The sequence below is a fragment of the Arthrobacter sp. BB-1 genome (assembly GCF_006151685.1).
GTDB lineage: Bacteria > Actinomycetota > Actinomycetes > Actinomycetales > Micrococcaceae > Arthrobacter.
The window spans coordinates 236,898-256,464 of sequence record NZ_VDEV01000002.1; the positions used below are offsets into that span (position 1 = coordinate 236,898).

General features: G+C 67.9%; 14 protein-coding genes. 10 read left to right on the top strand and 4 right to left on the bottom strand.

Annotated features, from left to right (window positions below; genetic code table 11):
* Window positions 1-16: 16 nt before the first annotated feature.
* Window positions 17-1,732, bottom strand: coding sequence for an alpha-amylase family glycosyl hydrolase (locus FHJ30_RS01485; RefSeq protein WP_139027493.1), 1,716 nt, complete (start codon window positions 1,730-1,732; stop codon window positions 17-19).
* Window positions 1,733-1,948: 216 nt separating this feature from the next.
* On the opposite strand from FHJ30_RS01485, the gene FHJ30_RS01490 reads away from it, so the two are divergent.
* The 5 genes from FHJ30_RS01490 to FHJ30_RS01510 all read left to right on the top strand — a co-directional run bounded on the left by FHJ30_RS01490 (window position 1,949) and on the right by FHJ30_RS01510 (window position 8,147).
* The gene (locus FHJ30_RS01490) at window positions 1,949-3,283 is read left to right on the top strand and encodes a maltose ABC transporter substrate-binding protein (RefSeq protein ID WP_139027494.1); all 1,335 of its coding nucleotides are present in this window, start codon (window positions 1,949-1,951) and stop codon (window positions 3,281-3,283) included.
* Between the two features lie 7 nt (window positions 3,284-3,290).
* On the top strand, window positions 3,291-4,895 hold the full coding sequence (locus FHJ30_RS01495) for an ABC transporter permease subunit (RefSeq protein WP_139027495.1): 1,605 nt from the start codon (window positions 3,291-3,293) through the stop codon (window positions 4,893-4,895).
* Entirely contained in the window at window positions 4,892-5,833 is a 942-nt protein-coding gene (locus FHJ30_RS01500) for a sugar ABC transporter permease (RefSeq protein WP_139027496.1), read from the top strand. Before FHJ30_RS01495 ends, FHJ30_RS01500 begins: the two co-directional genes overlap by 4 nt.
* Window positions 5,834-5,968: 135 nt before the next feature.
* Window positions 5,969-6,535, top strand: a complete 567-nt coding sequence (locus FHJ30_RS01505) for a type 1 glutamine amidotransferase domain-containing protein (RefSeq protein ID WP_139027497.1) — start codon at window positions 5,969-5,971, stop codon at window positions 6,533-6,535.
* A 136-nt stretch (window positions 6,536-6,671) separates the two neighbouring features.
* Window positions 6,672-8,147, top strand: coding sequence for a DHA2 family efflux MFS transporter permease subunit (locus FHJ30_RS01510; RefSeq protein WP_139027498.1), 1,476 nt, complete (start codon window positions 6,672-6,674; stop codon window positions 8,145-8,147).
* A 66-nt stretch (window positions 8,148-8,213) separates the two neighbouring features.
* Here the strand turns inward: FHJ30_RS01510 and FHJ30_RS01515 are convergent, their stop codons facing one another.
* On the bottom strand, window positions 8,214-9,050 hold the full coding sequence (locus FHJ30_RS01515) for an alpha/beta fold hydrolase (RefSeq protein WP_139027499.1): 837 nt from the start codon (window positions 9,048-9,050) through the stop codon (window positions 8,214-8,216).
* Window positions 9,051-9,119: 69 nt separating this feature from the next.
* Entirely contained in the window at window positions 9,120-9,785 is a 666-nt protein-coding gene (locus tag FHJ30_RS01520) for a TetR/AcrR family transcriptional regulator (protein ID WP_139027500.1), read from the bottom strand.
* Between the two features lie 219 nt (window positions 9,786-10,004).
* On the opposite strand from FHJ30_RS01520, the gene FHJ30_RS01525 reads away from it, so the two are divergent.
* From FHJ30_RS01525 to atzF, 5 genes are all read left to right on the top strand, one after another.
* The gene (locus FHJ30_RS01525) at window positions 10,005-11,507 is read left to right on the top strand and encodes an amino acid permease (RefSeq protein ID WP_139027501.1); all 1,503 of its coding nucleotides are present in this window, start codon (window positions 10,005-10,007) and stop codon (window positions 11,505-11,507) included.
* An 88-nt stretch (window positions 11,508-11,595) separates the two neighbouring features.
* The gene (locus FHJ30_RS01530; RefSeq protein WP_139027502.1) at window positions 11,596-12,474 is read left to right on the top strand and encodes an urea amidolyase associated protein UAAP1; all 879 of its coding nucleotides are present in this window, start codon (window positions 11,596-11,598) and stop codon (window positions 12,472-12,474) included.
* Window positions 12,471-13,148 carry an urea amidolyase associated protein UAAP2 gene (locus FHJ30_RS01535; protein WP_139027503.1) on the top strand — a complete coding sequence of 226 codons (678 nt, stop codon included), beginning with the start codon at window positions 12,471-12,473 and terminating at the stop codon, window positions 13,146-13,148. Before FHJ30_RS01530 ends, FHJ30_RS01535 begins: the two co-directional genes overlap by 4 nt.
* Window positions 13,145-16,888, top strand: a complete 3,744-nt coding sequence (uca, locus tag FHJ30_RS01540; RefSeq protein WP_139027504.1) for an urea carboxylase — start codon at window positions 13,145-13,147, stop codon at window positions 16,886-16,888. Before FHJ30_RS01535 ends, uca begins: the two co-directional genes overlap by 4 nt.
* Window positions 16,885-18,693, top strand: coding sequence for an allophanate hydrolase (gene atzF, locus FHJ30_RS01545; RefSeq protein WP_139027505.1), 1,809 nt, complete (start codon window positions 16,885-16,887; stop codon window positions 18,691-18,693). The genes uca and atzF overlap by 4 nt, the downstream gene beginning before the upstream one ends.
* Here the strand turns inward: atzF and FHJ30_RS01550 are convergent.
* Window positions 18,678-19,532 carry an alpha/beta fold hydrolase gene (locus FHJ30_RS01550; RefSeq protein ID WP_139027506.1) on the bottom strand — a complete coding sequence of 285 codons (855 nt, stop codon included), beginning with the start codon at window positions 19,530-19,532 and terminating at the stop codon, window positions 18,678-18,680. The two genes, atzF and FHJ30_RS01550, sit on opposite strands and share 16 nt — an antisense overlap.
* Between the last annotated feature and the right edge of the window lie 35 nt (window positions 19,533-19,567).

The following is a 19,567-nucleotide window of genomic DNA, read 5'->3' on the forward strand; positions in this document are numbered from 1 at the left end:
CTGCTGTTCCCCTTGATTACATTCGCAGCCAGATGCACTGCGCCGGACCCAGCTTACGCTGGTCGGCAGCGTCGCCGTCCGTGCTAAGGAGGATCTCCAAGCGGGGCAGATCCACCGGTTCCGCGCCCATGTTCATCATCACCAGGACCCCGTTGTTGACAAACGTGACGCAGTCGGGCGAGGTGAAACCGTCAAGCCATGCCAGGGAACCGGCACCGAGCTTCAGGGCACGGCGAAGCCCCAACGCGCGGGTGTACAGGGACAGGGCGGAGGATTCGTCCTGCCGCTGCACATCCCGGGACAGCGCTGACCAGCCCTCAGGCTGAGGCAGCCACGACTCGCCCGTGCCGTTGAAGCCGAAAGCCGGCCCGGCCGCCTCCCATGGCAGGGGTACCCTGCAGCCGTCGCGGCCAATGCGTTCTCCCGCCGTCCGCCGGAAGGACGGGTCCTGGCGGAATGTGTGGTCCATGGTGGTGTGGTCCGGCAGGCCCAGCTCCTCACCCTGGTACAGGTAGACGCCGCCGGGCAGCGCGAGCATAAGCATCGATGCCGCAAGCGCACGCCGCAGGCCAAGCTCAGCGTCCGGCTGGACGTCTTCCGCGCCCAGGCCGTCACCGGGACGGGCCGCAGGCTCGATGATGCCGAAGCGCGTGGCGTGCCGGACGACGTCGTGGTTTGAAAGCACCCAGGTGGTGGGCGCGCCCACGGAATCGAACATCCGCAGCGAGCTCTCAATCACCGCACGGAGCCTGGCGGGATCCCACGGCGTGCCAAGGTAGGCGAAGTTGAAGGCCTGGTGCATTTGGTCCGGCAGGACCCAGTTGGTCAGGCGGGAGAGGGGATCGATGCTCGCTTCGGCACACAGGATGCGCTCGCCGTCGAACTCTGCCAGGACCCTGCGCCACTCGCGGTAGATGTCATGGATCTCCGGCTGGCCGAACATGGGCGCGAGGTGGCCCGGGAACTCATCGGTGCTGACGCCGTCGGGCCGTCCGTGCCAGTCAGGCAGGCCGTCCGCCTTGACCAGGGCGTGGGCCACGTCCACCCGGAAGCCGGCCACGCCGCGGCTGAGCCAGAACCGCAGGATCCGCTCAAACTCAGCATGCACGGCCGGGTTGTCCCAGTTGAAGTCAGGCTGGGAGGAGTCGAAGAGATGCACGTACCACTGGCCGGGTTCGCCCGAAGGTTCCGTAATGCGCGTCCACGCCGGGCCGCCGAAGTGCGACTGCCAGTTGTTCGGCGGCAGTTCACCGGCCTCGCCTCGCCCGTCGCGGAAAACGAACATGTCCCGCTCCGGGCTCCCGGGTCCCGCCTGGAGTGCTGCCTGGAACAGGGCGTGGTCCGAGGAGCAGTGGTTGGGCACGAGGTCGATGATGACCCGGATACCCAGGGAATCCGCCCGGGCAACCAGGGCGTCAAAGTCGCTGAGGGTGCCGAACACGGGATCGACGTCGCAGTAGTCGGCAACGTCGTAGCCACCGTCCCGTTGCGGCGAGACGTAGAACGGGGACAGCCAGACGGCGTCGACGTCGAGGGCGGCCAGTTCATGGAGCTCCGCCGTGATGCCCGGAAGGTCGCCTTCGCCGTCGCCGTTAAGGTCCCGGAACGAGCGCGGGTAGATCTGGTAGATCACCGAGGACCGCCACCACTCCGAGCCTTCGTCCGCCGGGTGGACCGGCACCAGGCGGGCGGCGGAAACGTCGGGCTCTGCAGGGGAAAGTGTGTTCGTCATTGGCATATCGTAGCCCGCATTGTCCTGAAATTGGAACAGCTTCCATCCAGTAACTGCAAGGGATGAACAACTTTCAACTGCGTGTAGACGGAACCTTTGGAATCGCTTACAGTTGTGACTTGTCTCACCGCGCCCGGATCGGCATATCACCGCCCCATCCCCTGGCCGCGGTTTCCACACCGGGCATTTTGCCCAATTCATGAAGGAGGCGCACTGGTGCGCACAACTCTCATCACGCCCTTGGCCCGCAAGGCGCGGCTTTCCATTACGACGGCGGCAGCCGTCTCCGTGATGCTCCTCGCGGCAGGCTGCGCCGGCGGCCAAGCGCCGTCGGGAAATGCCTCAGGCGCAGCATCCGAAAGTGCAGCGGCCGCCACCGGCGAAGCCCCCGCGACTGGTTCTCCCGTCCGGGGCGATGCGGACCTCGTCATCTGGGCCAACGGCCCGGTGGTCCAGGCGCTGCAGCCCATCGCGGACAAGTTCGGCGAAGAGAACGGCATCACGGTGGAGGTACAGACCGTCGCCACCGAACTGCAGACCAACTTCGTGACGGCCAACGCTTCCGGCAACGGCCCGGACATCGTTATGGGCGCCCACGACTGGATCGGCAACCTGGTCCAGAACGGTGCCATCGACCCCGTCCAGATCACGGCCGAGCAGAAGGCCGCCTTCCTCCCGGTCGCCACCGACGCCGTCACCTACAACGGCCAGACCTACGGCATGCCCGCCTCAGTGGAATCGCTGGTCCTTATCCGCAACAAGGCCCTTGCCCCCGACGCCCCGGCCTCCTTTGAGGAGCTCCTCGCTGCGGGTGACGCCGCCGTTGCTGCCGGGAAGGCAGAGCGCGCGCTGAACCTCCAGGTCGGGGCAAAGGGCGACGCCTACTTCATGCAGCCGCTGTACTCCTCCGCCGGCGGATACCTGTTCGGCAAGAAGGCGGACGGCAGCTTCGACACCGCCGACCTCGGCGTTGGCAAGGAAGGTTCCATTGCCGCTGCCCGGAAGATCTCGGAGCTGGGCGACAAGGGCTCCAAGGTCCTCAGCACCTCCGTCAGCGCGGACAACGCCATTGCCCTGTTCAACCAGGGCAAGACCGCCTTCATGGTCAATGGACCGTGGGCGCTGGGCGACGTCAAGAAGGCCGGCATCGACTTCGGCCTGAGCCCCGTTCCCGGCTTCGCCGGCATGAAGCCCGCCCAGCCGTTCACCGGCGTGCAGTCGTTCTACGTCGCCTCCAAGGGCAAGAACAAGTCCTTCGCGGAAACCTTCGTCCAGACAGCAGCTTCGCAGAAGGAAACGCAGCGCGCGCTGTACGAGGCAGTGCGCATCCCGCCGGCCATCGCTTCCCTGGTGGACGAAGTAGCGCAGACCAGCCCGGAAACCAAGATCGCTGCCGACGCCGCGGCTGCAGGAATCCCCATGCCGTCCCTGCCGCAGATGGCCGCCGTCTGGGCCCCGCTGGGCCAGGCCGAAGCCGCCATCGCCGGCGGTGCCGACCCCGCGGCCACCATGACGCAGGCCGGCCAGACCATCGCCGGTGCGCTGAAATAACATCCCGATGACCACCCGATTCAAGAAACCTTCGGGGCAGGCGGTGGGGCCCGGTCTGTCGCTGGGCTCCACCGCGTCGGTCCCCGCCCTGCTGGCCAAGATCCTCGGGCTGGGCGCCGTGCTCGGCGCCGCCGTCTCGCTGACGCCGCTGCTCCTCGCCGGAGGCGAGTGGGGCATGCTGATCGGCCTCTGGGCCGGCGCGGCCGGGCTGCTGGCCGTCTACTCCACCAAGCGCATGGTTCCCCTGAAGTACCTGGTTCCCGGCACCCTGCTGCTGACCGTCTTCGTCCTGCTTCCCATCCTGTCCACCATCCAGCTCTCCTTCACCAACTCAGGAGACGGAACCCGGGGCTCCAAGGAAGACGCCATTTCCACCATCGTCCGCAACTCGGTCACGCAGCTGCCCGAATCCCGGACATACAACCTCGCCGTGGGCACAAAAGGCTCCATCACTGACGGTCCCTTCACGTTCTTCCTCGTCGAAACACCGTCAAACGACGTCTTCGCCGGCGATGAAAAGGGACTCCGGCCGCTGGCCGGCAGCGATGTGACGGTAGCAAACGGCTACGTCCGCGGCGCTGAGGGATACCAGATCCTTACCGGCAAGGAAGTCAACGCCGCCGGTGCCAGGATCAGCGGCCTGACCGTTCCCACGGACAAGGGAGCCATCCGGGCACAGGGCATCAACCGCGCCTTTGAAGGCGTGCAGACACTGAAATACGACGCCGGAACGGACAGCATCACCGATTCGGTCACCGGAAAGGTCTTCACCGTCCAGGAGTTCGGCGACCGTGAATACTTTGCCGACGCCAACGGATCCAAAGGCTTCGACCAGAGCTGGGAGCGGAACGTCGGTTTCGCCAACTACGAGCGGCTGTTTACGGACCCGCAGGTGCGTGATGCCCTGCTCGGCTCCTTCGTGTGGACGCTGGTCTTCGCGGTGGGCTCGGTGGGGACCACGTTCGTCGTCGGACTCCTCCTGGCCGCCGCCCTCAACGACCCCCGCGTCCGCGGACTCAAGCTCTACCGGGCCGTGATCATCATCCCGTATGCCATCCCGGTGTTCATTTCGTTCATCGTGTGGCAGTCCTTCTACAACAAGGACTTCGGCCTCATCAACTCCATGCTGGGCGGGGCGAAGATCGACTGGCTGGGGGACCCCGTCCTGGCCAAGGTGGCCGTCCTGCTGACCAATCTTTGGGTGGGCTTCCCATATATGTTCCTGATCGCCACCGGAGCCCTGCAGGCGCTTCCGCAGGACATTGCCGAGGCCGCGAAGATCGACGGCGCCAGCTCCTGGACAACCTTCACCAAGGTCCAGTTCCCGCTGCTGCTGGTTGCCGTGGCGCCGCTGCTGGTGTCCTCCTTCGCCTTCAACTTCAACAACTTCAACGTGATCCAGCTGGTCACCGGCGGCGGCCCCTTCCCGGCCAGCGGCGGCCAGATCGGAGCCACTGACATCCTGATCAGCGGCGCCTACCGCATCGCGTTCGGAGGTGCCGGTGCCGAATTCGGCTTTGCCTCGGCCATCTCCGTTGTCCTGTTCATCGTCACCGCGGTGCTTGCAGGCATCCAGTTCCGCTACACCAAAGCCCTGGAGGATGTCCGATGACAAACCTGCTCACTGATGCGCCGGCAGAGACCCCGGCACCGGCCCGCCGGGCGGCGATGCGCGTCCGGAAGGACGGGCTCGAGATGCCCCGCGGCAGGCGCTGGTGGCGGGAAGTGGGCTGGCGCCATGCGGCAGGGCTGGCCGGCGTCGCCTTCGCCGGGTTCCCTGTCCTCTACATCATTTCCGCGGCGTTCAACCCCTTGGGAAGCGTGGCTACCACCGAGATCATCCCCAGCACCTTCAGCCTGGTGAACTTCGAAACCCTCCTGGGAGGTTCCAAGGGGCCGTTCGGAACCTGGTACCTCAACACCCTGGTCCTGTGCGCGGTGGTGTCCGTCGCGCAGGTGCTGCTGAGCACCCTCGCTGCCTACGCCTTCTCCCGCTTCCGCTTCTATGGACGGCGCGGCGGCCTGCTGGCGCTGCTCCTGGTCCAGATGTTCCCGCAGTTCCTTGCCATCGTGGCGTTGTTCCTGATGATCGCCAACTTCGGAAAGGTTGTGCCGGCCATCGGCCTGAACACGCTCGCCGGCTACGGGCTGGTGCTGATGGGCGGGGCGCTTGGCCAGGTGTGGCTGATCAAGGGCTTCTTCGACTCCATTCCACATGAGCTCGATGAGGCCGCCAGGATCGACGGTGCGGGGCACTTCCGCACCTTCACCAGCGTGATCCTGCCCCTGATCCGTCCGGTACTGGCCGTGACGGGACTGCTGGTCTTTGTCTCCGTGATCGGCGAATACATCCTGGCGAGCATCTTCCTGACGGACAACGGCGTCAAGACCCTTGCCGTGGGAATGTTCGGCATCATTGCCGGGGACCGAAGCAACAACCTGGGCGTCTTCGCCGCCGGGTCCGTGATGATTGCGCTGCCGGTGCTCATCCTGTTCCTCTACCTGCAGAAGTTCATTGTTGGCGGACTGACGGCAGGCTCCGTGAAGTGAACGCACGGCTGCACCTAAATGCTCAGCTTGCTTATCACTTTCGGTGTTCCTAGGCTGGAAACTGTCAGGCAATAACTTCCGGTGCGCGGTCCGGTGCCCACAAGGCGCCGGGCCCGCCCCAGCCGAGGAGGAACAATGGCAGAGCAGAGCATCGCAGGCAAGAAGGTCGCCTTCCTGCTGACGGACGGCGTCGAGCAGGTTGAACTCACCAGCCCGTGGCAGGCAGTGAAGGACGCCGGCGGCCAGCCCACGCTGGTGGCGCCGAAGAGCGGCAAGCTGCAGGGTTTCAAGGGCACGGAGAAGGGCGACACGTTCGACGTCGACCTCACCGTTGCCGACGCCAATGCCGGGGACTTCGACGCCCTGGTGCTTCCCGGCGGCGTCGTGAACGCCGACCACCTCCGGGTGGACAAGGACGCCCAAAGCTTCACCCGCAGCTTCTTTGAGCAGCACAAGCCGGTGGCCTCCATTTGCCACGGCCCGTGGCTCCTCATTGAAGCCGGCGTGCTGCGCGGACGGAACGTCACCTCGTACCACACGCTCCAGACGGACCTGAAGAACGCAGGCGCCAACTGGACCGACGAGGAAGTGGTGGTGGACCAGGGCCTGGTGACCAGCCGCACGCCGGACGATCTCCCCGCCTTCAACGCCAAACTGGTGGAGGAAATCGCGGAAGGCCAGCACGCCGGCCAGACCGCCTAGCTCCCAAACAACCCCGGCTGTTCCCTCAGGCTTTGGAAAAAGTTCCGGCGCGGAGGAATTACTCCACCCGGTAGAGTGTTGGCATCTGCAGCGGCCATGTTCGCGCATCATCCATACACTCCCTGAGGGAACACCCATGTCTACCGAAGTCTCTCCAAACGCCAACGGGCAATCCGTCCAAACCGAAGGAACCAGGCCCGCCGCGCAGGAGAAGATGTCCCGTGAATCGGTGACCATCATCAGCACGCTGCTGGTGGCCACCTTCGTGGTGATCCTCAACGAGACCATCATGAACGTGGCGCTGCAGCGGCTCATGGTGGACCTCCGGGTGGATGCGCCCACCGTCCAGTGGCTCTCCACCGGCTTTATGCTCACGATGGCCGTTGTCATCCCCACCACGGGATTCATCCTGCAGAGCCTCTCCACGCGCGCCGTCTTCATGCTGGCCATGGGGCTCTTTGCCGGCGGCACCGGGCTCGCGGCTGCAGCCCCCGGGTTTGAGGTCCTGCTGCTGGCGCGCATCGTCCAGGCCGGCGGCACGGCCATTATGCTGCCGCTGCTGATGACCACCATCCTCACCCTGGTTCCGCTCGCCAAGCGCGGGGCCGTGATGGGTAACGTCAGCATCGCCATTTCGGTGGCTCCGGCCATGGGTCCCACGGTTTCCGGGCTAATCCTTGAACACTTCACCTGGCGCTTCATGTTTGTGTTCGTCCTGCCGGTGGCGTTGGCTGCACTGGCCATCGGCGCCAAGTACCTGACCAACGTGGGGGAGACGGAGAAGACCAAGCTCGACTTCCTGTCCGTCCTCCTCACCGTTCCGGCCTTCGGCGGCCTGGTCTACGGGCTCAGCCAGATCGGCGGCGGCCACGGCGGCCAGGCCGGTCCGGGCGCGGGTGCCATCGCGGCACTGGTGATCGGCGTGGCCAGCCTTGCCGTCTTTGTCCTCCGCCAGCTGCGGCTGCAGAAGGCCGAAGCGCCGCTGCTGGACCTGCGCGCGTTCAACTTCCGCATGTTCACCGTCTCGGTCCTGCTGATGGTGGTGGCCATGATGGCATTGTTCGGCGGCGTGATCCTGCTGCCGCTCTACCTGCAGGAAATCCGCGGCCTCGGTTCCCTCGAAACCGGGCTCGCGCTGCTGCCCGGCGGCCTGGCGATGGGCCTCCTCGGCCCTGTCATCGGCCGCCTGTTCGACAAGGTGGGCCCGCTGCCGCTCACCGTCACCGGTTCGGTTCTGATGGTCCTGGCCTTGTGGCAGTTTTCAATGCTCGACGCCGGCACGTCCGTGGCGTGGATCGTCACCCTCCATGTGGGGCTGAGTTTCGGCCTGGCACTGCTGTTCACGCCGGCGTTCACCACCGGCCTGAACCCGCTGCCCCCGCACCTTTACTCGCACGGGTCCGCGATCATGAGCACCACCCAGCAGGTCGCCGGTGCCGCCGGCACGGCCCTGCTGGTGTCCATCTTCGCGGTGGTGTCGGCAGCGTCCGGCCTCGTGGCGGGGATGAGCGCGGCGTTCCTGACGGCAACCGTCATAGCCTTCGCCGCCGTCGTACTTTCCGCGATGATGCGCAAGACCGAAGGTGCCGGGCCGGGTCACGCCGCCCACTAGCCCAACTAGGTAGCGCCAAGTGTCGTTTTGACTGCCCAAAACGACACTTGGCGCTACTTACTTGGGTCAGCCGGCGAAGAAGTCCGCGAGCTCCTTGATGAGCCGGTCCGGGGCCTTGATGACGCCGTCGTGCCCATAGCCCGGGAGGATGGTGTAGCTGGAGCCTGAAAGGACGTCGTGGATCTGGCCGCAGGCCACCCCGAAGTACGCCGGGCTCTTTTCGCCCACCACAATCAGCGTCTCCAGCGGCAGTTCCAGGAACGGCTCGGCCGGCATGTCCGCGGCGATGATCGCCTTGATTTCGCGGACGCCGGTCCGCATCATTTCGCGCTGCTGCTTGCCTTCTGAGGTTCCCGCGGTCAGTTTGTTGGCGAGCGTCAGCATGGACAGCGGCATACGGGACGAAAAGGAGCCCCCGGCTTCAAGCCCGCGCTGCAGGACGGCGAGGGCGCGGTCATCGTCGCCGGCTGTAGCCGCATGCTCGTACTCGGCAATCCAGTCCGCCTTCACGCTGTGGTTCACGGAGACCGCGGGGTCGTATACCGCGAGGCGTTCCACCGGCAGGGTCCGCGCCGCGTGCAGGGCAACCGCCCCGCCGAAGCTGTGGCCGAACACGTCCGTGCTCGAGGTGTGTTTCATGACCGTGTCCAGGTCGCGGATGTCCACATCAAGGGTGTAGTCCTCGGGCTGGGGTGAGGACGAACCGCGGCCGCGGCGGTTGAACGTGTGTACCGGACGGCCCAGCGCCGCACTGAGCTTCTGCGCAAACTTGGTGTAGTCCGCGGCGGTCACCATGGAGGGCGGGACAATAACAACGCCCGAACCGGCGGAAGCGAGCTCCGAGCCCGTGGAGAAGAGCTCCAGCGTGCCGCCGTCGGGGGTCCTGATGTTCTCACGCGTCATGTTCCGAGCCTAGCTGAGCAACCCCGCCGCAGGACACCACGCCGCAGCCGCCCGGCCGGCCGCTGGCCGTCACCCCAGGCGTGCGATGAGCGCCGTGCTCTGTTCCCGGATGGCGGGCAGTTCAGTGCCAAGCCCGCACAGGATGAGCCCGGCGTCGGCCGCCTGGAGCGGTGACTCCGGTGTTGCCATGCCGTCCGCCCGCAAATTGACCAGGGATTCGACGAGGCGGAACGCAAGGTCCCCCGGGTTCCCCGTAGCGGCAGGACCCGCGGCGGAGAGGGCGCCGCCCAGGTCCCCGTACAGGCTGCGCAGTTCCTGCCGCTCCGCCAGGAACCGGGCGAAGCGGCCGCCGCGGGCCTCGGGCAGGTGGTACAGGATTCCAAGGTTCCAGCGGGAGCTGCAGAGTTGCGTGCCGTCATAAAGCGCGACGGCGTGAAGCCGGCTTCCAGGAGTCCCCTCACCGCCGGGCAGGGCGGCAACCGCGCGGGCAAACGCGAGCCCGCCCAGAACGGTGCCCTCGAGCAGGTCCTCGAGGATGTCGTCCTTGGTTTTGAAGTGGTGGTACAGCGAGGACTGCCTGATCCCCACGGCGTCGGCTATAGACCGGGTGGAGGTGTTGGCGAAGCCGTGCGTCGTGAAAAGCTCGGCCGCCGCGTCCAGGATCTCGTCCCGGGCAGTCGCCCCCGGCCTGGAGGGCTGTTGGCTGCGGGGGCGTCCCGGTCCGGCTGAAGTCACGGCATCATTCTTGCACCAGGGCCGGGAAGCCATCGCGCCCGGGTCCGGGGTGAGGAGCCGGAAATACGGCGGAAACAAGATGTCTATGCGCCTTTTACAGAGGCGAAACTAGCCGGGGACATGGGGCTGGAAAACTATCAAGTGACCGGTATTCCGCAGCTTTCGGCCGAGTGCTGCAGTACCGGCGGCCCTCCGCCATTCCAGCCCCTGGAGAATCCGATGACCTCAACCATTGCTCCCGCCGTCCACGCGGACGACGCGGATCTGACGTCCCTTGGCTACGAACCCACGCTCCACCGGAAACTCGGCCGCTACGCTTCCTTTGCCGCCGGCTTTTCCTTCGTCTCGATCCTGACCACCATCTTCCAGCTGTTCGCTTTCGGCTACTCCTTCGCGGGCCCGGCCTTCTTTTGGACCTGGCCGGTGGTGCTGGTGGGCCAGCTCCTCGTTGCCCTGAACTTCGCGGAACTCGCCGCCCGCTACCCGCTGTCCGGCGCCGTGTACCAGTGGGCCCGGCGGGTCGGGGGCGAGGGCGTGGGCTGGTTCGCAGGCTGGTTCATGGCCATCGCCCAGGTGGTGACCGCCGCAGCCGCAGCGATCGCCCTGCAGGTGGTGCTGCCCCAGCTCTGGGACGGCTTCCAGGTGGTTGGCGGCGACCCGGCGCTCAACACCGTCAGCGGCGCCGCCAACGCCGTCATCCTCGGCGCCGTGCTCCTGGTGGCCACCACCATCATCAACTCGCTCGGCGTCAAGCTCATGGCCCACGTTAATTCAGTGGGCGTCACCTGCGAGATCGTCGGAGCCGTGGCCGTCATCCTCGCCCTCATCAGCGCGGCCCAGCGCGGACCGGAAGTTGTCGCTGACACCACTGTGCTCCAGGGCTCGGACCTCGGCGCCGTGGGGGCCTTCCTGGTCTCCGGCCTGATGGCCGCCTACGTCATGGTGGGCTTCAACTCCGCCGGCGAGCTTTCCGAAGAGACCAAGGACCCGCGCCGGACAGCCCCGCGCACCATTCTCTCCGCCCTGCTCATCTCCGGCATCGGCGGTGCGCTGATGATCATCACGGCCCTGATGGCAGCACCCACCCTCGACGACGGCCGGCTCGCCACCGAGGGCCTGCCCTACGTCCTCACCGCCGTCCTGGGCACGTTCTGGGGCAAGGTCCTGCTGGTGGATGTTGCCATCGCCATCTTCGTCTGCACCCTGGCCATCCAGACTGCAGGGTCACGGCTGGTGTTCTCCATGGCCCGCGACGGCAAGCTGCCCGCCTCGGACCTGCTCTCCTCGGTCCACCCCACCCGCGGCACGCCGATGTGGCCGTCGATCGCCATCGGTGCCCTCGCCGTCGGCGTCCTTGCCATCAACGTTGGCAACGCAGCCCTGTTCACCACCCTCTGCAGCGTCTGCATCGTCATGGTCTACATCGCCTACCTCCTGGTCACCGTGCCGCAGCTCCTCAACAGGCTCCGCGGCGACTGGAACCGGGTGGGGGAGGCGCTGCCGGAGGGACTGTTCTCCCTGGGACGCTGGGGGATCCCGGTGAATATCCTCGCCGTCCTCTACGGCGCCCTGATGGTGGTCAACCTCGCCTGGCCGCGGCCCGAGGTCTACGACCCCTCCGGCGAAAACGGACTCCTCCTCTACTCGGCGCCGCTGATGGTTGCCGTGGTCCTGCTCCTGGGGATGTGGGTCCGGCGGCGGAACCTGGCTTCGAAGGCCTGACGGGCCGGCGTTTCACAGGGCTTCCGAACAGCAGCTTCCGGAACAACCACGCGCAGCAAACCACGCTCCAGAACAACACGGGATTGACATGACACAAGTAACCGAAAGCCCGGCAGCAGCCGGCACCGCCACCACGGCAGGCGCCCGCGCCCACGCCAGGGAGCAGCACGGCAGGACCGTGGACACCATGCGGCATGTGCCCGCCTCCACCGCCCCGGCCCGCCTTCTGGCCGGAATGCCCGACGGCGCGTCCCCCACATGGGCGGAGTCCCTCGCCTTCGGCCGCTACACCACCATGGCCCTGGCCCGCGGCACCCGGATCCGGCTCACCGACACCGCCGGCGACGCCTGCGTGCATGCCCTGCTGTACAGGACCGGCGCCCTGCACGAACGGCTCAACATCGCGGATACCGTCAAGGTGCCCTGGCAGGCCTACCCTGCCACCGGGCACCCGCTGCTGTCCGACGCCGGCCGCCTGATGGCCACGATCGTCGCGGATACGTCCTCGCGCCACGACGCCCTGACCGGCGCCACCACGCTGGCAGGAAACACAGCCAAGTACGGCGCGGGAACTGCGCACAGCGCCGCACCTGCCGCACGGGAACTGCTCACCCTGGGCGCACTGAAGAGCGGGCTGGGACCCCGCGATGTGGCGCCGTCGCTGACCCTCTTCAAGGGCATCACCGTGGACCCCGCCGGCAGCATCACTTTCACCGGAAGCGCCGGGCCGGGTGCCGCCGTCGAACTCCTCCTCCAGCTGGACGCCGTCCTGGTCCTTGCCAATACCGCCCACCCGCTGGACCCGCGCCCGGACTTCACCGGCACGGCCGTGGACATCGTGGCCTGGCACGCGCCCCAGGACCTGGCGGCACTGGAATCCGGTGCCCTGACCGGGCCCCTGGCTCCGGAACACCTGCAGGCACTGCACAACACCGAACACGACCTGACCGCAAGGAACGCCCGATGAACACCGCCACATACACCGCTCACGCACCAGGCGCCCGCGGCATTGCCCTGGCACCCGGCGAGGTGGTCCTCGACGAGCTCGTCGAAGCGCGCGGCCCCTGGTCCGCCGTCGTCTCCGCCGGAGACGTGCTCACCATTGTGGATCTCGAAGGCAACCAGGCCGTGGACTGCCTGCTGTACGCCGCAGGCGACACCACCGTCCGCTACTCCGCCGCCGTCACCATCGCCCGGCAGCAGTCGATCGTCCTCACCACCGGGTCCGTCCTGAGGGCGGAAACAGGGGCGCCCCTGATGACGGTTGTTGCTGACGAAGTGGGCGTGCACGACACCATCGGCGGCGCCTGCTCGCAGGAATCCAACACCCTCCGCTACGGCCAGCACACCCGGGAACAGCACGCCTGCGTGGAGAACTTCCTGATCGAGGGCTCGCGCTGGGGACTCGGCAAGCGGGACCTGGTGTCCAACATCAACTGGTTCATGAACGTGCCCGTGGACCCGGACGGTGCCCTGGGCATCGTGGACGGCCTGTCCGCACCCGGCAAGCGCGTTGCCCTGAAGGCGGAGGTGGACACCCTGGTGCTTGTCTCCAACTGCCCGCAGGTCAACAACCCCTGCAACGGCTTCAACCCCACTCCTGTCCGCATGATCGTCACCCGGCCGGAGGCTGCGCTGTGAACACCTTTGACACCCTCCTGATCGCAAACCGGGGCGAGATTGCCTGCCGCATCATCGAGTCCGCGAAGAAGCTGGGACTGCGGACCGTCGCCGTGTTCTCCGAGGCCGACCGGGGCGCCAAGCACGTCCGGCTGGCAGACGAAGCAGTGCTCCTGGGGCCCGCGCCCGCGAAGGAGTCCTACCTCCGCGTGGACGCGCTGCTGGAGGCCGCCAGGACAACGGGAGCGGGAGCCATCCACCCCGGCTACGGCTTCCTCTCGGAGGACGCCGCGTTTGCCGAGGCCGTGGAAGCAGCCGGGCTGGTCTTTGTGGGACCCACCCCCGAACAGCTGCGCATCTTCGGCACCAAACACACAGCGCGCGACGCCGCCAAAGCCGCGGGGGTGCCCATGATTGCCGGATCCGGCCTGCTGGCGGACGTGGACCAGGCTGTTGCCGCGGGCGCCGCCATCGGTTTCCCGCTGATGCTCAAGGCCACCGGCGGCGGCGGGGGCATCGGCATGACGGTCTGCCGTGACGAGGCCGAACTCGCGGAAAGCTTCCCCCGCGTGGCCCGGCTGGCCGGCGCCAGCTTCGGCACCGCCGGCGTCTTTGCCGAACGGTATGTGGAGAACGCGCGCCACATCGAGGTCCAGGTCTTCGGCGACGGCGAAGGCCGGGTGGTCAGCCTCGGCGACCGGGACTGCTCCCTGCAGCGCCGCCACCAGAAGGTCCTTGAAGAGGCACCCGCACCGGACCTGCCGGACGAACTGCGGGAAGAACTGCACCGCAGCTCCCGCGCCCTCTGCGCCTCCCTCAACTACCGCTCCGCCGGAACCGTGGAATTCGTCTACGACTCCGCCCGCCGCGAGGCGTCCTTCCTCGAAGTCAACGCCCGGCTGCAGGTGGAGCACCCCGTCACCGAGGCCGTCACCGGCGTGGACCTGGTGGAGTGGATGCTCCGCCTGGCCCAGGGCGGCGGCGCGGCGCGCAGCATCCTTGAAGGGGCGCCGGACAGCCTGCCCGTTGCAGGCCACGCCGTGGAAGCCCGCGTCTACGCCGAGGACCCGGCCCGGGGCTTCCAGCCCAGCGCCGGCACCATAACCAACGCCGCCTACCCGGGGGCGGCAGAAGCGAGGGTGGACGCCTGGGCCGAAACCGGCACCGAGGTGTCCACCAACTACGACCCGCTCCTGGGCAAGATCATCACCTCCGGCGCGCACCGCGCCGAGGCTTTTGACCGGCTGGCCGCCGCGCTCGCCGGCACCCGGATCGACGGCATCGAGACCAACCTCGGCATGCTGCGGGCCGCCACTGCGCTGGATGTGGTCCGCCAGGTCCAGCACTCCACCGGCACCCTGGACAGCGTGGGGGATCCCGAGCCGCGCATCACCGTTGGCCGCCCCGGCCTGCAGACCAGCGTCCAGGACTGGCCCGGCCGGACCGGACTCTGGCAGATCGGTGTCCCGCCGAGCGGGCCCATGGACGATCTCTCGTTCCGGCTGGGCAACACCGCGCTCGGCAACGCGGAAGGCGTTCCCGGCCTGGAATTCACCATGACCGGGCCCAGCTTGACCTTCACCCATGCCACCACCGTCTGCGTGACCGGCGCGGAAGCCACTGTGACGGTTGACGGGGCGGAGGTGCCCGCGTGGACGCCGGTGACGGTGCCCGCAGGAGGAACGCTCGACGTGGGAACGGCCGCCGGCAGCGGCCTGCGTGGCTACATCCTGTTCCAGGGCGGCCTGGACATTCCCCAATACCTGGGCAGCGCCTCCACCTTCACGCTGGGCCAGTTTGGCGGGCACGCCGGCCGGGTCCTGCGGGCGGGCGACGTGCTGCGTGCAGTCACCCGGGCTGACGGTGCCGAAGACAAGTCAGCGACGGCGCCGGCAGTTCCGTTGGACAGCCGCCCGGCCCTGACGTCGGCCTGGGAACTCGCCGTCACCGAAGGCCCTCACGGCGCCCCGGAGTTCTTCCAGCGCGAAGACATCGAGGAGCTGTATGGCGCCGAGTACGAGGTCCACTTCAACTCCGCCCGCACCGGCGTCCGCCTCATCGGCCCCAAGCCGCGCTGGGCACGGAACGACGGCGGCGAAGCCGGCCTGCACCCCTCCAACATCCATGACACCGCCTACTCGGTGGGGGCCTTGGACTTCACCGGCGACACCCCCATCCTGCTGGGCCCTGACGGGCCGAGCCTGGGCGGGTTCGTGTGCCCCGTCACCGTGGTGACGGCCGACCGCTGGAAGCTTGGCCAGCTCCGGCCGGGGGACAAGGTCCGCTTCGTTCCGGTCAAGGCCAGCCAGGCGCCGTCGGCAAAGGACCTTGGCCCCGGCCGGCAGCTGGTCCTGCCGGGCGACGCCGGCTGGTCTGCGGACGTGGCGAACGCAAGTGCCTCAGTCACGGCGCCCGCCATCAGTACGGCGCGGGGAGATGGCGACGACGGCGTGCTGGGCCGGGTGCCGGAAGGTTCCGGCCGGCCTGCGGTCACCTACCGCCGCTCCGGCGATGACAACCTGCTGGTGGAGTACGGCGAGATGGTGCTGGACCTGGGCCTCCGCGCACGGGTGCACGCCCTCCACCAGCACCTGGAACAGCTCCGCGTGCCCGGCATCGTGGACCTTACCCCGGGCATCCGCTCGCTCCAGATCAAGGTGGACCCGTCCGTTCTGTCCATAAAGCGGCTGCTGGGCCTGGTCCGGGAGATCGAGGCGGCACTGCCGGCCAGTTCAGAACTGGTGGTGCCCAGCCGCACCGTCCGGCTGCCCCTGTCCTGGGATGATCCCGCCACCCGCGAGGCCATCGAACGGTACATGGCAGGCGTCCGCGACGATGCCCCCTGGTGCCCGTGGAACATCGAGTTCATCCGCCGGATCAACGGGCTGGACTCAGTCAACGACGTCTTTGACACCGTCTTCAACGCCGAATACCTGGTCCTGGGCCTGGGCGACGTCTACCTCGGCGCCCCGGTGGCCACCCCGCTGGATCCGCGGCACCGCCTGGTCACCACCAAGTACAACCCGGCCCGCACCTGGACCCCGGAAAACGCGGTAGGCATCGGCGGGGCGTACATGTGCATCTACGGCATGGAAGGCCCCGGCGGCTACCAGTTCGTGGGCCGCACCACCCAGGTCTGGTCCCGCTACGCGGACTCCGCCCCGTTCGAGCCGGGTTCTCCCTGGCTGCTGCGCTTCTTCGACCGCATCTCCTGGTACCCGGTCAGCCCCGAGGAACTCCTGGACCTGCGCGCGGACATGGCTGCAGGCAGGGGCCGCGGCGTGGAGATCGAGGACGGCACCTTCTCGCTCGCCGAGCACGAGGTGTTCCTTGGGGAGAACCGTGAATCCATTGCGGCGTTCCGCGAAAAGCAGGGCGCAGCCTTCGCCATTGAACGGCAGGCATGGGCCGACGCCGGTGAGTTCGACCGTGCCGACGCCCTGGCCGCTGTCATCCCTCCGGTGGCAGACGAGGTGACCGTTCCGGACGGCGGTTCCCTTGTTGCCGCGCCGTTCGCCGCCAGCGTCTGGAAGGTGGACGTGAAGCCCGGTGACCGGGTGGTGCAGGGCCAGGCGCTGGTCTCGCTGGAGGCGATGAAGATGGAGACCGTCCTGGAAGCGCCCTGCGACGGCGTGGTGCTGCAGGTCCTGCCGGCCGCCGGTTCGCAGGTGGTTGCGGGAGAGGCTGTGGTGGTCCTCGGAATGGAAGTGGAGCCCGGGGCCGTCACCGAAGCACACGAACTGGAAGAGGCAGCCGTATGAACACCGCAACCCCCGGCCCCGCCACCCAACGGGTCAAGGCCGCCCTCGCCGCCCTGGCCGCCGTGGACCGGCCGGAAATCTGGATCACCCTCCGCGGAACTGACGAGCTGCTGGCCGAGGCCGCCGGCATTGACACAGCCGTGGCGGACGGCGCCCACCTGCCGCTGGCCGGACTCCTGCTCGCCGTCAAGAACAATGTTGACGTGGCAGGCATCCCCACCACGGCGGGGTGCCCCGGCTTCGCCTACCTTCCGGAGAAGGACGCGGAGGCCGTGTCACGGCTCCGGGCCGCCGGCGCCGTTGTCCTGGGAGCCACCAACCTTGACCAGTTCGCCACCGGCCTGGTGGGGACGCGCAGCCCGTACGGAGCTGTCCGCGATTCCCGCCGTCCCAACTTCATTTCCGGCGGCTCCAGCTCCGGCTCAGCAGTGGCCGTGGCCCTGGGCCTGGTGGACATCGCCATCGGGACGGACACGGCAGGCTCGGGCCGCGTGCCGGCCGGGCTGCAGGGCATCGTGGGCATCAAACCCACCCTGAATGTTGTGTCCACCGCCGGCGTCGTCCCGGCCTGCAAGTCCTGGGACGCCGTCACCATCTTTGCCCGCCACCTCTCCACTGCCGAGCTCGCCATGGGCGTGATGGCCGGCGGAGCCCGGTCCTGGCCGCCGGACATCCGGCTGGCGGCGCCGGAGAAGCCGCGGGTGGCCTACCCGGCAACCCTGCCTGCGCTGCCGGAGACCTGGGCCGCGGAATTCCACCGCAACGTTGGCAGGCTTCAGTCCTTGGGCGTGGAGGCGGAGGCGATCGAATTCGATGCCTTCCTCGAAGCCGCCCGGCTGCTGTACGACGGCGGGCTGGTGGCGGAGCGCTATGCCGCCGTGGGCGGGTTCCTGGACAAGTACGACGGCGGCACGGACAGCCAGGCGGGTATCGACCCCACTGTGGAACGCATCATCCGGGCGGCCGGGACTGTGCCCGCCCACCGGTACGTCTCTGACACCGCCAGGCTCGAGGAACTGAAGCGCAAGGCGATGGCGCGGCTGGAAGGCTTTGACGCCCTGCTGGTCCCCACCGCCCCGTTCCACCCCACCCTTGCCGAGGTGGCTGCGGATCCGGTGGGGGTGAATTCGTTGATGGGGACCTACACGAACTTCTGCAACCTGTTTGACCTCAGCGCCGTTGCCGTCCCGGCCGGCGAGGTGGACGGCGCGCAGTTCGGGCTGACCGTGGTGGCGCGGACGTTCCAGGACGCCGTTGCCGCGGACATCGCCCGGCTCCTCGAGGCAACCCCCGAAGCACCCGCACTCTTCGCTCCTGCCCTTCCCGCTCCGGTCGCGGCAAAGGAGGCTGCGCGCACAGGCGCCCGCCCGGCGTCGTCCGTTCCCTGGCCCGTGGCTGCAGGCGCAACCGCCGTCCCGCTGGTAGTGGTCGGCGCGCACCGGAAGGGGCAGCCGCTGGCCCCGCAACTGGAGGAGCTCGGCGCCGCCTGGGACGGCCCCGTGCGCACCGCGGCGCGCTACCGGATGGTGTCCCTGGACACCGTACCGCCGAAGCCCGGCGTGTACCGTTCGGACCGCGGCGGCGCCGAGCTTGCGGGTGAACGGTGGCTCGTCTCCGAAGCGGGCCTGGGCAGGTTCCTGGACGGACTTCCGGAACCCATGCTGCTCGGATCGATTGAACTGGCCGACGGTTCCAGGGCCGTGGGCTTCGCCTGCGATGCCGTGGCCGCCGCGCAGGGGGAGGACATCACCCGCTACGGCGACTGGCTGGCAGACCGGAATGCGCTGCTTCAGCTCTTGAAGTAGCGGGAGATGTCGGTGACCAGTTCGCCCACGGCGGCCGGGATGGAGCCGTGGAAGCACTTGGGGGAGAGCTCGTAGCTGCTGCCGGGGACCGCGGCATGCAGCCGCTCGGCTGTTGCCTTGTAATAGCTGGGGCTCTTGCCGCCCGCCATGAAGTGCGTGTTGGCCGGCAGCACGCTGAAGTCCCTGGCATGGTCCGCCTCCTTGTAGGCAGCCCGCAGCTCGCCCACCCCGCTGGGCATGACTTCCTGGAACATCCTGTTCACCTTGGTGCGGGACAGCACGGCCATCAGCCCGGCAAGGACAGGCTCGGGGATCCGCGCCATGGCCGAGCCCGGTTTGGTGGCCCTCTTCATGTGCGCCAGGGCGTGCCCCACCTTGCCGTTGTCCACGGCATCCTCGAATCCGTCCAGCCAGCCAGTATCGATGCTGCCGTCGATGTTCACTGCGGCGTCGTACACCGCAAGCTTGTCCGGCACGTACGCGGTCCCCGTGAACTCCTGGACCGCGTTGAGGGCCACGGATCCGCCCAGGCTGTGGCCCAGGATGTTCCGCGCACCGGTGGCGTCCAGGACCGTCCGGACATCCTCAATCTCGGTGGCCATGGAGTAGCCGGCCGGCTGTTCCGAGGAGCTGCCTCGCCCGCGGCGGTCATAGACGTCAACGGCCCACCCCTCGCCGAGGCCCTCGGCCAGGGCCACGGAGAACGGCCGGTAGATCAGGGCGGTGAGGAAGGCCCCGCCGATCAGCAGCACCCGGCGCTCTCCCGGCGCATCTTCGGTGCCGTAGCTGTACAAAGCCAGCCGGCCGCCGTCGTGCGTTGGAAGTACCTGTTCTTTCACCACCCCATCCTAGGCAGGCGCCCCCAAGGCGCCGC